The sequence below is a fragment of the Rothia sp. P6271 genome, from assembly GCF_048512995.1.
Classification (GTDB): Bacteria; Actinomycetota; Actinomycetes; order Actinomycetales; family Micrococcaceae; genus Rothia.
Window position 1 is genome coordinate 223,742 of sequence record NZ_JBLXXV010000002.1, and the last position, 14,842, is coordinate 238,583.

General features: G+C 44.8%; 16 protein-coding genes. 4 read left to right on the top strand and 12 right to left on the bottom strand.

Features of this window, described 5'->3' with window-relative positions:
- Positions 1–60: 60 nt before the first annotated feature.
- Entirely contained in the window at positions 61–699 is a 639-nt protein-coding gene (locus ACN08X_RS03375; protein ID WP_419107884.1) for a cytochrome c oxidase subunit 3, read from the bottom strand.
- 228 nt (positions 700–927) lie between these two features.
- Between ACN08X_RS03375 and trpD the strand changes: the two genes are divergently transcribed.
- Positions 928–1,977 carry an anthranilate phosphoribosyltransferase gene (trpD, locus tag ACN08X_RS03380; protein ID WP_419107885.1) on the top strand — a complete coding sequence of 350 codons (1,050 nt, stop codon included), beginning with the start codon at positions 928–930 and terminating at the stop codon, positions 1,975–1,977.
- A 90-nt stretch (positions 1,978–2,067) separates the two neighbouring features.
- On the opposite strand, the gene ACN08X_RS03385 is transcribed toward trpD, so the two are convergent.
- Positions 2,068–2,469: a DUF3054 domain-containing protein gene (locus tag ACN08X_RS03385; RefSeq protein WP_419106502.1), complete on the bottom strand. Its 402-nt coding sequence runs from the start codon at positions 2,467–2,469 to the stop codon at positions 2,068–2,070.
- A 332-nt stretch (positions 2,470–2,801) separates the two neighbouring features.
- Here ACN08X_RS03385 and ACN08X_RS03390 point away from each other — a divergent pair, with 332 nt between their 5' ends.
- The 3 genes from ACN08X_RS03390 to ACN08X_RS03400 all read left to right on the top strand — a co-directional run bounded on the left by ACN08X_RS03390 (position 2,802) and on the right by ACN08X_RS03400 (position 4,850).
- Complete coding sequence (locus tag ACN08X_RS03390; protein WP_419107886.1) at positions 2,802–3,257, top strand: NfeD family protein; 456 nt, start codon at positions 2,802–2,804, stop codon at positions 3,255–3,257.
- 41 nt (positions 3,258–3,298) lie between these two features.
- A complete protein-coding gene (locus ACN08X_RS03395) occupies positions 3,299–4,384 on the top strand; it encodes an SPFH domain-containing protein (RefSeq protein ID WP_419107887.1) in 1,086 nt (361 codons plus the stop codon).
- A gap of 124 nt (positions 4,385–4,508) precedes the next feature.
- Complete coding sequence (locus ACN08X_RS03400; RefSeq protein ID WP_419101718.1) at positions 4,509–4,850, top strand: RNA polymerase-binding protein RbpA; 342 nt, start codon at positions 4,509–4,511, stop codon at positions 4,848–4,850.
- A 123-nt stretch (positions 4,851–4,973) separates the two neighbouring features.
- Here ACN08X_RS03400 and ACN08X_RS03405 read toward each other — a convergent pair whose 3' ends face one another.
- The 10 genes from ACN08X_RS03405 to ACN08X_RS03450 all read right to left on the bottom strand — a co-directional run bounded on the left by ACN08X_RS03405 (position 4,974) and on the right by ACN08X_RS03450 (position 14,842).
- Entirely contained in the window at positions 4,974–5,723 is a 750-nt protein-coding gene (locus ACN08X_RS03405; protein WP_419101719.1) for a polyprenol monophosphomannose synthase, read from the bottom strand.
- A gap of 121 nt (positions 5,724–5,844) precedes the next feature.
- Positions 5,845–6,909: a hypothetical protein gene (locus ACN08X_RS03410; protein WP_419107888.1), complete on the bottom strand. Its 1,065-nt coding sequence runs from the start codon at positions 6,907–6,909 to the stop codon at positions 5,845–5,847.
- Positions 6,910–6,915: 6 nt separating this feature from the next.
- Positions 6,916–9,741 carry a DEAD/DEAH box helicase gene (locus ACN08X_RS03415; RefSeq protein WP_419107889.1) on the bottom strand — a complete coding sequence of 942 codons (2,826 nt, stop codon included), beginning with the start codon at positions 9,739–9,741 and terminating at the stop codon, positions 6,916–6,918.
- 87 nt (positions 9,742–9,828) lie between these two features.
- Positions 9,829–10,692: a twin-arginine translocase subunit TatC gene (gene tatC, locus ACN08X_RS03420; RefSeq protein WP_419101722.1), complete on the bottom strand. Its 864-nt coding sequence runs from the start codon at positions 10,690–10,692 to the stop codon at positions 9,829–9,831.
- Positions 10,693–10,789: 97 nt separating this feature from the next.
- A complete protein-coding gene (gene tatA / locus ACN08X_RS03425; protein WP_419107890.1) occupies positions 10,790–11,044 on the bottom strand; it encodes a Sec-independent protein translocase subunit TatA in 255 nt (84 codons plus the stop codon).
- Positions 11,037–11,408, bottom strand: coding sequence for a hypothetical protein (locus ACN08X_RS03430; RefSeq protein ID WP_419106043.1), 372 nt, complete (start codon positions 11,406–11,408; stop codon positions 11,037–11,039). The genes tatA and ACN08X_RS03430 overlap by 8 nt, the downstream gene beginning before the upstream one ends.
- Positions 11,409–11,536: 128 nt before the next feature.
- The gene (locus ACN08X_RS03435; RefSeq protein WP_419107891.1) at positions 11,537–11,935 is read right to left on the bottom strand and encodes an FKBP-type peptidyl-prolyl cis-trans isomerase; all 399 of its coding nucleotides are present in this window, start codon (positions 11,933–11,935) and stop codon (positions 11,537–11,539) included.
- Between the two features lie 36 nt (positions 11,936–11,971).
- Positions 11,972–13,063, bottom strand: a complete 1,092-nt coding sequence (locus ACN08X_RS03440; RefSeq protein ID WP_419107892.1) for an FKBP-type peptidyl-prolyl cis-trans isomerase — start codon at positions 13,061–13,063, stop codon at positions 11,972–11,974.
- A gap of 77 nt (positions 13,064–13,140) precedes the next feature.
- Positions 13,141–14,574 (bottom strand): Pup--protein ligase, encoded by a 1,434-nt coding sequence (gene pafA / locus ACN08X_RS03445; RefSeq protein ID WP_419107893.1) that lies wholly within the window; start codon positions 14,572–14,574, stop codon positions 13,141–13,143.
- 70 nt (positions 14,575–14,644) lie between these two features.
- Positions 14,645–14,842 carry a ubiquitin-like protein Pup gene (locus ACN08X_RS03450; protein WP_419101728.1) on the bottom strand — a complete coding sequence of 66 codons (198 nt, stop codon included), beginning with the start codon at positions 14,840–14,842 and terminating at the stop codon, positions 14,645–14,647.

Below are 14,842 nucleotides of genomic sequence, written 5' to 3' on the forward strand. Positions count from 1 at the left end.
TCCTTAGTTGTGTGTGCTGAATAATCTGTTGAGCTATGGTTTTTCGTTTGTATTTTCTACTTATCGTAGGAAGTAGACAACACCGAAAAGCGCAAGCCAGACGACATCAACAAAGTGCCAGTAGTAGGAAACAACAACGGCACTCGTTGCTTCGTAGTGACCGTAGCGTTTTGCCACGTATGCGCGGCCGATGATGAATAGGAACGCTACGAGTCCCGCGGTCACGTGGAGCGCGTGGAAGCCAGTGGTGATGTAGAACGCTGAGCCATATGCGCTAGAGGCGATGGTTACGCCTTCAGATACGAGGGTTGCATATTCGTAAACCTGCATGGAAACAAAGAATGCACCCATGACGAAGGTTAGAAGGAACCACTCGACCATGCCCCATTCCTTGACGTTCAACAGGGAACCGGTACGGCGAGGCTTGAGCTGCTCAGCTTTGAAAACACCGAATTGACAGGTCACGGAGCTCAGCACCAAGACAATGGTGTTAAAAGTAGCTAGTGGGACTTCCAAAAACACTACGTTCTCTGCCCAGATGTCGGGGCGTGAAGCGCGTAGTGTGAAGTACATTGCGAATAGTCCGGCGAAGAACATCAGCTCAGAACCGAGCCACACAACGGTGCCTACGGCGACCTTGTTCGGACGGTTAAGAGCCGGATGGGCCGACTTACTTGGAGTTTGGGTTGCAGTTGTCACATAGACATTATGTCTGTAAAACACCGTTCAGACCAAGAACCTAGGCCTTAAAGTAGTAGGTGTGTTGCAAAAAACCCTTATTTTCCGCGGTTTTACGGTAAATCTTTCTTCAGAAGATAGCGACACGATGTCTGTAAACTTGACGTAACTCTCATGCCGCGCACCTCATTTGCACTGTTTTGCCCTCAAGAAAAACGCTCATCGAGTTCTTTGTTCTAGAATCAGGGTATGACTCAGACAGCAATCTCATGGAAATCCATTCTCAACTCTTTACAAAAGTCCCAAGAACTTAACAAAGAACAAGCCTTATGGGCCATGGATCAAATCATGACAGGACAAACTCCCGACAGTGTCATGGGAGCCTTTCTTATGGGCTTACATATGAAGGGGGAGAGTAGTCGAGAACTTGAGCTTCTTTCTCAAGGAATGGTGTCCAAAGCCGTCCATCCGCAGATTAACCAGCGTGCGGTAGATATTGTTGGTACTGGGGGAGATCAGCAAAATACGGTCAATATCTCAACGATGTCCGCTGTTGTTATTGCTGCTAGTGGAGTTCCTGTTGTCAAACATGGCAATAGGGCTTCATCGTCGGCTAGTGGTTCAGCTGATGTTCTCGAAGCCTTAGGCGTTCCTTTAGATTTAAGCGTCGAAGAAATTGAACAGTGCAGCGTGGAGGTCGGCATTGCTTTTCTTTTTGCGCAAGTATTCCACCCTTCGATGCGTTTTGTTGCCCCTGTGCGACGGCAGATGGGAGTGCCATCTGTCTTCAATATTCTTGGACCACTCACGAATCCAGCTCAGGTCACTTCATCAGCTATTGGAGTAGCTCGCGAAGATGTTGCACAAAAAATTGCGGGGGTTTTTGCGCAACGAGAAAACCATCATGCACTGGTATTTAGAGGACATGATGGTTTAGATGAAATTACGGTCAGCGGGCCGTCAGATATCTGGGAGATTTACCGAGGTGAGATTAAGCATCAGGTATTTGACCCTCGAGATTTTGGATTGACATACCACCCGTTAGAGGATTTGCGCGGGGCGGACGCACGTTACAATGCGCAGATTTTTTCAGATGTAATGTCTCGAAAGATTAGTGAGGGTGCCATTTATGATGCTGTTGTCCTCAACTCAGCAATAGGACTTATGGCGTATCAAACGCCGGGAGAGATCACGAGCTTTAAGGAGCGATTCAGCCTCGCTGTAGCGACAGCTCAAGAAACTCTTTCAGAGGGTAAATCTCAAGAAAAGCTTGAAGCTTGGATTAATTTCAAGAAATAAAACCTTATAGTAAAAGTTTAACTAAGGCTCTAAGGGTTGCAGCGTGATACATCCCTGCAACCCTTAGAGCCTTAGCTTTATAAGAACTTTTTAGGAAAGTCTCCAACGCTTGTGTTTAAAAACTGTTTTTGAAAGCAGGAGAAGCACACATCGCCAGCCCACCAAGAAGAACGCTAAGACAATCGCGCTCACGATAAAGAAGCTCCATGCTGTTCCACCACCAAAAACAAGTCGCAATAAATGCCCCATAATAAGAACAGAAGCCCATATTGCAACACCAGAAATAAGGGAGAATGGTCGAGCTTTAACGAATGGAACAAAACGAATCGCTAAGAATCCTAAAAGAAAGGGGATAGCGGTCAAGAAAGTTCCAGACAAAGGCTCATGGTGATTATGTCTGCCAATTCCAGCAAAGAACAGAATCGTTAAGATGTCGATGGCAGTACTAAGATGAGGGTTCAGAGAACCTCGAGTTCGAGAACGAGTGGCCATAAGGAATATCCTTCCATAAAAATATATATCTGCATTATCTCTCTGGCATAACAAGGTTTCTAGATATATTGACAGTCGTGTCATTAATTTTCACAAGACAGGTAGAGCGCTGTTTTATGACCGGTCGTCTGTCAAGATTATTCATCGGTGGTTTATCGCATGAAAAAGCTTCAAAGAGTTGCGACGCGTACACAGTTGGGGAGTATAAAAATATATCTACTTTACATAATGTAGATTATCGGCTATCTAGAAAAGTGGGTATAAGTGAAAACTACTAGGTTCTTCTTTGCCGATAAGAATATAATGAAGATATACCGCAAAAGGAGCTTTATATGTTTGATTGGTTCGCTAACCACCTCTGGGCTTTTTGGATTCTCGCAGCCATCCTACTGGCAATCATCGAGATTCTTTCCCTTGATTTTTTCTTCCTTATGCTTTCATTAGCAGCCTTAGGAACATCAACCTCAACACTTTTTACTGAATCACTCAACATTCAAGTCTTTATCTTCGCGGTACTCAGTATTGTGCTTTTACTTGCTGCACGCCCAAAGCTCATCCACCGACTTAATAAAAACACCCCAAATATTGCGACGAACACCGCAGGACTTATCGGACAAGAAGTTAAAATCCTTGAACAAGTAACTTCACATTCAGGACTTGTCGAGCTAGCTGGAGACACTTGGACAGCACGTTCAGTAGATAAAAATAAAAGTTTCTCCCCCTCTCAAAATGCTTATGTTTTGAAAATTAAAGGAGCAACAGCGTATATCGGCGAATATAACTCCTAAAACCGCACCGATAGACGCACCAGAGAAAGGTTGTGCATACCATGCCGCTAACAATTGTCCTCACATCACTTGCTGTTCTTGTAGCAGTTATTCTTTTACGCGCAGTACGAATCATTCCCCAAGCCAGCGCAGGAATCGTTGAACGACTCGGAAAATACCACACTACTCTCAACCCAGGTTTTCACGTCACAGTACCCTTCATTGATCGCGTACTCCCCCTCATTGATTTACGCGAACAGGTTGTATCCTTTCCAGCGCAATCAGTTATCACAGAAGATAACCTTGTAGTAGGAATTGACACGGTCGTATATTTCCAAGTAACAGACCCACAAGCTGCCACCTACGAAATTACCAATTACATCCACGCAGTCGACGAACTCACTTCAGCAACGCTACGTAACGTCGTCGGTGGACTCAACCTTGAACAAACACTTACCTCTCGAGACCAAATTAATAGCGAATTACGAGGCGTGCTCGATAGTACAACTGGCCGTTGGGGTATCCGTGTTTCACGCGTGGATATTAAAGAGATTCAGCCACCAGCTTCAATCCAAGATTCTATGGAAAAACAAATGCGTGCAGAACGAGATCGTCGTGCTGCTATTTTAACAGCTGAAGGTCAGAAGCAATCTCAGATTCTTACCGCTGAAGGCGACTCCCGTGCGGCAATTCTTCGCGCTGAAGGTCAGAAGCAATCTCAGATTCTCACTGCCGAAGGTGACGCAAAAGCAGCAATCCTTCGTGCGGACGGAGAAGCTCAAGCTGTCCAAAAAGTCTTTAACGCTATTCACCGAGCTAACCCCTCACAGAAATTGCTCACTTACCAATATCTACAAACACTTCCAAAACTCGCCGAAGGTGATGCAAACAAACTCTGGTTTATTCCTACAGAGCTAGGAGAAGCCCTCCGCGGATTAGGAAATGCTTTTGACCCAAAGAGCTTTAGCGCCGAAAATTCTATGACCACTACAGAAACAGCTCAAGAGCCTTCTGCACAAAATGCTGAAGAGCCCCTCGTCGAAACGGACATCATTAAAGTCACTCCAGAAGACCTCAACCCAAACCTAGATAAACTCAATACCGGAATCGAAGTTCCCACTGAAAATAAACCAGGTTCGCCCTCATAGGTAGATTCGACAGAGGGAAAAGGTCTATAATGTTTCTTTGACCCACTTAACGTGAGTCAGCATATTTTACGCCCCTATCTGTTTTTCTCATAGAGGTTCAGCCAACACATTTGGAGGATATTAAATGAGCGATCGCAGCCTACGTGGTATGCGTCTTGGTTCGCAGTCGATGGAAACTGAGGCAGGCGTTGAGCCAGCTCCCCGACAGCGAGTTGAATACCGAACAGAAAAAGGTGAGCGAGTTTTTGTCACCTTTGCTCAAGAAGCCGACATTCCCCAAACGTGGACTGCAAAATCTGGAGATGAAGCATACCTCGTCAACGGTGAAGGTGATCAAGAGGAATCCCAGGAAAAACCAGTTCGCACACACTGGGATATGCTTCTAGAACGTCGCAGTATTGAGGAGTTAGAAGACACCCTCCAGCAACGTATCGACTACTATAGACAACGTCATTCGCTTTCCTAGAAAGCCTCTATAGCCAAAGATGATGGGGTGTTTCGTCACTAGTTAGTGGCGAAACACCCCATCATCTTTAACGCATCAGGTGTGATACGACGACTTCTCGCATCACACCTGATAACAAATGTCTTATGATTTACCGAGCAAAGAACCAGCCAATTGTTTTACCTTCTCATAACGAGAAGTTAGCCCCCAGCCTGTCACTTTGGTCATCGAATCAAGAATGATCGAACTATCCATCTTTGATGTACCAATAGCACGTTCAACAAAAGTAATCGGAACTTCAACAATATTGAGTCCAGCTTGTTCCGCTCGCCATGCAAGATCAACCTGGAAAACGTATCCTTTAGAATCTGTATCGTTTAGAAGCAAACGTTCAATCGCCCCTCGACGGAAAGCACGATACCCGGCAGTAATATCATTAATCTTTGTACCTAAAATGATTTTGGTGTAAAGATTTGCGCCACGAGATAAAATCTGACGATGAATAGGCCAGTTCTCAGTCTTTCCACCAGGAACGTAACGAGAGCCAATAGCTAAATCCGCGCCATTTTCAATGGCTTTGAGAAGCGCAGGTAATTGTTCTGGGCGGTGAGACCCATCTGCATCCATCTCAACAAGGACATCGTACCCTTCGCTAAGACCCCATTTAAAACCAGCGATATATGCTCCACCTAAACCGTCTTTGACAGCACGGTGTAATACATGAACCTGAGAATCTTTAGCAGCAATCTCATCAGCAAGATCACCAGTACCATCAGGGCTATTATCGTCTACCACTAAAATATGGCAGGTTGGAACTGCTGCACGAAGCTCCCTTACTACAACAGGAAGGTTCTCTTTTTCGTTGTATGTAGGAATCACCGTCAATACACGCATTAGCCATTACTCCTTGTGCGCTTTAAAAGAGCGCTTTGAAAAATTCAGATACCAGTATACAAGCCTTGTGCAGGTCTTCTGGTACTTTCGAGTGAACTTAGGTCATGATTTTTCAGACAATTCACTTAATAATAACCTGACCGCCAATATATAGCGACGATAAAACTGGCAAATTCGCTTCCTGAAGGTACGGCAAAGAAGGAACTCGAGAACGAGGATCGGTGCTCCAATTCTGCGCTATTCCTTGGTTCTGGGGTGATTCAAGAGAAGTAATCTCCCACAAAGCACAATCCGCCGGCGCAGAAGGGACCAGCTGCCCATAAAAGCTTGAGGACTCCCCCAAGCTGCGATACACGCTACGAGTTAATGTATGAAACATGCCACGTGATGTCACAGAAATCTCAGGCGTGTTGTGTTCCATGAATTGATGGATTAAATTCCATCCTAAAATTTCAGGCATAGAAGAATTCGGATCAGAACCGCAGAAAGTAACTGCACCTGAAGAAATTGCGGCAGATAATGAACGATGGACGTCTTCATTAACGTAGCAAGTAAAGCCTAAAGAAATTTTATACTCTACGCATTGCATGATGGATTCTTGGCTCAGATAGCGAACACCGTCACAGCGTATTGAAGGGAAATGGTGTAGTTCTTGGTCTACTAAACGCTTGATGAAAGGTTGATATTCGTCTTCTCCTTCAACGTGTACTGAAAGGTGATAGTTTCTCGAAGCTGCAACCTCAAGGATGTCTTCTAGTTCCAAACAGGTAGCAGACAGGGAAATACGGTCAACTCCCCTAGATAAAGATTTAACCTCATCTAAAGAGTTAACTTCACGATAAAGGTATCCGTGTACCCCTACTCTAGATAAGAGAGAAGACACCTCATCAAAAATATCGGCAGGAACATTATAAGTAACTCCCCCATAACCGTGCTCTAATAAACGCCTCGTTAACGTTTCAGCCTCAATAACGGTAGAAACACGCGCCATCCCCAAGCTAAAAGCCGCGCACAAAAGGCGTCCACCCATATCGACGCGTTGCATCCGACTATCGTAAAGAGAACGCGCCCCTGCTTCTGAACCTACCCACTCAATATTTGCACCGTCAATAAGAACAGCTGTCGCTTCAGGATCAACAGGGGTATGAACTAAACCAGAATGACATAAAAGAAGAGAAGAAGACATTTTTACCTACCGTCCCTCAAACTCAGTCATGACAACACCACGACGAATCAAAAGAACTGCAGCTTCACACTGAGTACGAAGCTGAACGTCCGAAACACTAACATGAGAAATCTGGTTAAGAACATCAATGACCTGACGCATCCAACGCACAAAATCTCCCGCAGACATATCAGCGTGCTCAAGAACCTCAGATAAAGATTTACCCCTAGCCCACTGGTAAGTAGACCATACAAAACCAAAATCAGGAGCTGATGTTACCGGCAAACGAGAACGTCTTTCAGAAGAACTCAGCTGTTCCCAATGAGAATACACTTTCTGGAGAGATAACTCGATAGAACGGTGCGGGTACTTCTCTAACGGTACGCATTCCCCACTCTTTGAATGATATACCACAGCCGATATGACAGAAGCAGTCGCGGCAGAATCCAACCCGTCTAAGAAACCGTCCTCTAAACAAAGAGATAGCAAAAACTCCCGTTCTCCATGCAGACGACGTAAGTTCTCTCCGGCTTCTGTCAAATAATAATCATGTTCATCATGATACATATACCCATAATCTTCAAGTAGCCTAGTAATACGCTCAAAGACCTTAGCAATGGTATTAGTCCTCGTATCAATCTGCCGACGAAGAGTTTGAGTGGTAGCGTCAAGTTTACGCCAACGTTCTTCCCAACGGGCGTGTTCTTCCTTGTCAGGACACTCGTGACAAGGATGCTCCTGCATTTGCTGACGCAAATTTTCTAGCTTGTCAGAAGATGGGAAGCCTTCCCATGACAACGAAGTATCCCGACGGGGAGGACGCCCCTCGTGTAGAGCAGTTCTCATGCGAGATGCAATATCTTGGCGCTCTTTAACGCTTCGACCCCGTACCTTACGCGGAATCTTTACATAAGAAACAGGTTCGATGGGAGCCTCAACTTTAGAGCTAGGTAAAGCTCTATGCTGAGCTTTCTCATTGATAATATCAACTTCAAGAACACCGTCTCGGGCTTCTCTACATTGAAGAACTGTTGCATAACCGCGATAATGCCCACCGGGCAATTCTATAATGTCTCCAGAACGCAAAGATTTTAAAGATTCAAGCGCAACAGCTTTTATATAGCTACGACGTCTCTTCTCAAGATTCTTCTTCTCCGTTCTAACAGCACGTACCAATTGCGCATATTCAAAGTAGTCACCACGTTCACAGGATAATGATTTCTGGTATCCCGCTAAGGCGCGCTCATTTTTACGTACACGCTGAGCTACCCCCACAACAGACTTATCGGCCTGAAACTGAGCGAAGGACGATTCGAGAGTTTTCTTCGTCTCGTAGGTTCCAAATCGTGCTACTAAATTAGCGCTCATATTATAGGTAGGGCTAAAAGAAGAATCCAAGGGATAGGTTCTTTTCGAAGCAAGTGATGCAACATGGTCAGGGTCTAGACCACGTTTCCATATCACGACAGCATGACCTTCAATATCAATTCCTCGACGTCCAGCACGCCCGGTTAACTGTGTATATTGTCCAGGAGTAATATCTACATGGTTTTCTCCATTAAACTTTGTTAACTTTTCAAGAACAACAGAACGTGCTGGCATATTAATACCTAAAGCAAGAGTCTCTGTAGCAAAAACAACCTTAAGCAGACCTTGAGAAAAGAGTTTTTCCACAACATCCTTATATAACGGCAATAAGCCAGCATGATGTGCAGCAATTCCGCGAAGAAGACCGTCTTTCCAGCTATAAAAATCTAACGCTTGGAGATCTAAATGGTCAAGATGACGAGTAGCTTCAGTCACGTACTCTAAAATTTTATGTTGTTCTCGGTCTGTTGTAAGACGTACATCTCGCGCAATGCAATGTTTGACCGCGTCATCACAACCATTACGAGAAAAAATAAAGTAAATAGCTGGAAGAAGAGCATTCTTATCTAAATTCTGGAGTATTTGATAACGAGGAATTCGCCCCGGTATCGTCCGCGGATGACGAGAATACCCAGATTTATAGCCGTGACGACCACGTCCATAATGACTATTTCGAGGAGAAGACTTTAGCTGACGTAGCCTCGGGTTAATAACATACCCTTTAGACGTTTCTTGTGCAGAACGATATTTTGCTAAACGAGGATCTTTCTCATCAGCAAACATATCAAAAAGTTCTCCGCCTGCCATCATATGTTGCAGAAGAGGAACGGGACGATGCTCAGAAACAATAATTTGAGTCTCTCCGCGGACGGTATCTAACCAATCTCCAAATTCTTCAGCGTTTGAAATCGTTGCTGATAAAGACACTAGAAGAATATCTTCAGGAAGGTTAATAATCACTTCCTCCCACACAGCACCGCGCGCACGATCAGCTAAGTAATGCACTTCGTCCATCACCACATAGCCGAGTTCTTCCAAAGTAGAAGAATCATCGTACAGCATGTTTCGAAGTACCTCAGTTGTCATCACGACAATTTGCGCTTCAGAATTAATTGACGTATCGCCGGTAAGTAGCCCAATAGCATCCTCACCATAGATTTTCACTAAATCATGATACTTCTGGTTGCTGAGAGCTTTAATAGGAGCCGTGTAAAACGCCTTTTTCCTCTCATGAAGTGCACGATGTATAGCAAATTCACCCACAAGTGTTTTGCCCGCACCAGTAGGAGCAGCAACCAAAACATTTTTATTCTGTTCAATCGCCATACACGCATCTCGCTGAAAACCATCCAGCGGGAAGTTCAACGTATGAGCAAAATCGTCTAAAAGGTTAAAGCTGCCATTATCCATCATCTTCTCCATCATATTTTTAGTGACGTCGTAGGATGGCGCATTTTCTACAACGTAACAGCCTGTGTGAGTCAATCAGTGTTGTTTTCTACCCTATCGCATCTGAAACGAAGAGGGGTGAACGATTCTCGTTCACCCCTCTTTTATTTCAATATTATGATTTTATTCTTGGGTAGTAGGCTCTTCACGTCCCAAGCGTTCAAGCTCTTCAGCGCTTGTAGCTCTATTGAGTTCCTCATCAGTGAGTCCTTGTGCTAGTTTTGCTTGTTTTTTAGCTCGACGCTTATCTGACCATAGACAGATAAGAATTGCGATAAAGAAGAAAACAATCAATGGAGCAGCAAGATAGAACATAGTAGCAACGTCATTGCCAGGAGCTGTAGCTGCAGAAATTGTTGCAATAAAAATAACAACCCAACGCCAAGATTTGAGCACGGTCTTACCAGATAGCAGACCGATGAAGTTTAAACCAACGAGAATAACAGGAGTCACAAAAGCCAAAGCAAAGGAAAGCATAAACTTCACAAGGAAGGATATGTATATTTCTGCTGTCATCACGTTAGTGCCGTTAGTGGGAGTAAACGACGTGAAAGCTGTTACCACGCCAGGGAAGCTATACCACGCAACAATGAGCCCTAAAACAAACATCGGTACAGCACTAAAAATAAATCCTAGAGCATAGCGACGTTCTTTTTTATACAGGGCAGGAGTAATAAAAGCCCAAAGCTGGTATAGCCATACAGGAGAGGCAAGAGCAATGCCAATATATAACGATACAGACACCAAAAGACCGAAGCCTGATTGGATGGTGTCATAGTTCAAAGAAGCTAAACGGCCCTCTTTTTGCAGCTCCTGTATAGGAACAGAGATTGCCTCGATAAAAGGCATATAAAGAAAGAAACCAGCAATAGTCGTCAATAAGGTAGCAACCGCAGATTTAATGACTCGGTTTTTGAATTCGCGGATATGCTCCTTCAACTCCATATTTGCTTGAGGATTGTTCTTACGACTATGTTCCCGTGCCATTCTTACCCTAAAAAACTTGTACCAGCACAACCATGTAAACCCGCACCCTCAATACAGAGTAAAGGGGCGCGGGTCTACTAATTAGAAGCAGCTCTCTTTATTTTGTCTCAGATTCAGTATGTGAAGGCTTGTTATCAATCACTTCGCCACTTACAACCTCATCTTCAGAAGTAGCAGTAGGAGTTGCATTCTTCTTAGAGTCTTTCTTCATGCCCTCAACTTCTGATTTGAAGATGCGCATCGACTGGCCAAGGCTACGAGCCATTCCAGGGAGCTTAGGAGCACCGAAAACTAGAAGAATAACAACCACCAAGATGAGGAGGTGTATCGGGCTGTCAAATAGTCTACCCATGAGAATCAGCACCCTTTCGTGTGTTTCGATAGAGGTCGCCCACGCGTTGTGGCTGACCGAGTGTATCTCGCTTCTGTATTCTACGCGAGATTCGTTCTTGTTGACGCTGTTTCTTACCTTGCTCATACGAAGCGTAGCTCTCAGATACCGGCGTAAAAATAGCCGGAGGAGATGTACGTTTCACTAAACGAGTAGCAGTAGCAGCAGATTCCTCCCAGGTTTTAGCACAGTTATCGCTCAACCGTAAAAACTCTTCAAAAGCCGAAGCTCCTTTAAGAATCATTCGGTAGGCGTGAAATGCCAGCCAAAGAACTGATACCAGAACTAAGACACTCCATAAAACTATCCAAAACCACCAAGGCATATTTCATAGTATATAAACCATTTACGGCTAAAACCGTAAAAACACTGCCTAAAACACCGTGGAGTTTGCTTAAGGTTTTTAAAAGACCCCATCTGAAACGCTATCTCTCAAGATGGGGCCTCCTAAAATTATTGACGAACGTCTAAAAGATCTACAACAAAAATGAGGGACTCCCCCGGCGCAATAGCGGCACCGGCGCCACGTTCACCGTAGGCAAGTTCAGCGGGGATTTCTAGACGACGTCGTCCGCCAACGCGCATGCCCAGTAGTCCTTGGTCCCAGCCTTGAATAACTTGACCGACACCAACACGGAATTCTAGTGGAGTGCCACGATTCCAGGAAGCATCGAATTCTTCACCCGTTGAAAAAGCAACACCCACATAGTGGCAAGAAATAGCGTTTCCTGCCTCAACCTCGGGACCTGTTCCAATAATTTGATCAATGATGACCAGTTCTTCTGGGGCGCCATTGGTAGGGAAATCAATTTCAGGTTTAGTACGATCGAGTTCGCGTTTACCAAAAGACATAGTAATCCTTCTCCTCTGTTAATTATTCAAAGATTTTTATTGAGCCGGTGATTCTTCAGGCGTAGAGGCTTCCGGAGTGGGTTCATTGTCCGTTGGAGCTTCAGTTTTTGATTCCGCAGGAGCTGGCGTTTCATCGCTCTTTGATTCTTCTGCCTTCTGATGAGCTTCTTCAGCGGCCTTCTGCTGAGCGATAACAGCTTCTGGCGTCGGCATGGCTCCAAGAATGTCGACAACAAAAACGAGAGCGCCACTAGGAGCACCACTTGCTGGTTTTTCTCCATAAGCAAGCTCGGGGGGAATAATCAAAAGCACACGAGAACCAACTTTGTGACCAGATAGTCCTTCTTTCCAGCCTTTAATAACGCCGCCCAATGAGATGTCTAAAGGATCACCGTTATAATTGCCGTCGAAGGACTTCCCATCTTCCCAACGGACGCCCTCATACTTTACATATACTTGGTCTGTACTCTCAACGGTACGCCCTGAACCTTCAATGAGGTCCTGTGTAACAAGTTCCTTAGGAGCATCTCCACGGTCATCTTTAAGTTTGATGACACCAGCGCCACTATCTGCAATGTCAAAAGACTCTAAAGCTTTATTCCAGTCTTTTTTATCCAGCGCCTTTCCAGTTGCTTCGGGGAGAAGCTTCTGAACGACGGTATACACCTCAACATTAGTTGGTGAATCAGCAGGAGCAGTCGAAGGAGATGCTCCTGACTCAGAGCTAACAACATTTGTTGAATAGGAGAAAGAAGAACCTACTTTGTGTTCTGTTAGCATCGAATATAGTTCTGGCGCGTTCTCTTTAAGCTTTTCTCCCACCAAAATCATCAGAGGCTTTGACTCATAGGTTGTACCAAGCTCTTTAGCTTCTTTACCGTCAAAAATTGTTGCTTGGATCAGCAACGTATCTCCGTCTTTTACTGAATCTCCATCACCTTCCGAAATAAGGTGCGTTTCGGTTTTTCCTACGCTAAAAGGAGTCGCAAAAGAAACCGAAGGAGCGGCTGTCGCATCTTTGAGATCATAAGATACCTTATCTAGGCTATTATCACTTCCGCCTGAACAGGCAGACAACGCTAAAGATAAAACGATTCCGGCAGTAGTTAATACAATTTTCTTAGGCACGAAATATGACTTTCTGTTGGTTATACAATCTAGGAGCTCATAAGACACGAAGCCCTCACTAAAAACTGTAACAGTATCTAGACAAAAGGAGGAGCCCACTGTTGAGCACTATTATGACGCAAAGTTTCTAAAAGAGCCTGCACCTCAGAGTTAGAAACCTCAAAAGGATCTTGACACACAATATTAAATTGAGGCTTATTATTCAGGCGTAAGTGTACCCAATCCACAGTAAACGGCTCCCCTGCTGCACGAGAAGCACGAATAAACTCACCACGAATTTTAGCGCGAGTTTCTGGAGGAACCATGGTAGCCCGTTGAATACTCTCTGCATTAAGGAGACGTTGTGCTCGTCCTGCGCGTGCTAAGACATTGAAAATACCACGGTCAGGGTCAATATCGTGGTAGGCAAAATCAAGTTGGACGATACGTGGATCAGCATATCCGCTAGCTCCTCGAGCAATATAAGAATCAAGGAGTTTTTTCTTAATAGCCCAATCAATCTCTGTATCAATACTGCTGTACTCCCCCGTTTCAATGGCTTGAAGAGTACGCTCCCACAAGTCCAGAACATACGGAACATGCTCGTGGTGAGCACCATGGTGCTCAATATAGTTCCTCGCAGAATCCAAGTAATGACGCTGCATATCTAACGCACAGCAGAAAGAACCATCACGTAACGGGAATGGTTCCCGAGCGCTCAAATCATGTGAAACAACGCGTAGAGCAGTTGCCGTATCAGAAATCTCAAAATTACGAAGAGGATAATGATCCTCTAACATTCGAAGAACAATATCCGTAGAGCCAATCTTAAGAAGTGACGTTGTCTCCGACATATTTGAGTCACCATTAATCACGTGCATGCGACGGTACAACGTTGCATCAGCATGCGGCTCGTCACGAGTATTAATGAGAGGGCGAGCGCGAGTGGTTGCAGTAGAGGCGCCTTCCCAAATGTAGTCTGCTCGTTGTGAGAAAGAATAGCTAGGTTCTCCAGCTTTCCCGAGAGGGCGTGGAGCCCATTCTGGTACTCCTTGCGGGTGCACTTTTCCTGCGCCGGCAATGATTTGTCGAGTAATCAGAAAAGGTATAAGACTTGTTGTGAGTTTTGCGAACTCTACTTTTCGTTCAAGTAAGTAGTTCTCGTGTGAGCCAAAAGAGTTTCCCGCAGAATCAACGTTATTTTTGAATAAGTAAATTCTGCCGTGATGGTCTTCTGCTTCTAAGGTGTCTTGTGCTTGATTGACGAGGTCAGCGAAGAGGACCTCGCCTGCTTTATCTTGGGCAATCAAATCTGTGATTGTTGCGCATTCGGCGGTAGCGTATTCGGGGTGAGATCCTACATCAAGATAGAGCCTTGAACCATTCGGAAGAAAGACATTTGTAGAGCGCCAAGTATCTACAACAGGTTTGAAAAGTATTCTTGAGGCTTCTTCTGGTCCGATAGGACCTAATGAGTCAGGTACGTAGGTGATTCCGTACTCGGTTTCTATTCCGAAGATTCGTTTTTGCATAGTTCTATTCTGTCAACGAGGGTGCTCTCAATAAGTGAAATCACCGATATTTTAGTGGGTGATGGAGTGTTTATTCTCCACCTTTTTGGACGAACCCTTTAACAAAGTCTTCAGCGTTTTCCTCAAGAAGACCATCAATTTCTGCTAGGAGGTCATCTGTTTCTACGATGAGGTCTTGGTTAATCGCAGTGCTCTGAGATGCAATGTTGATGGGGGTTTCTTCTACAAGGTTTTGTTGTTGCTGCGCTTGTATGCGTTGGCGTTCCAT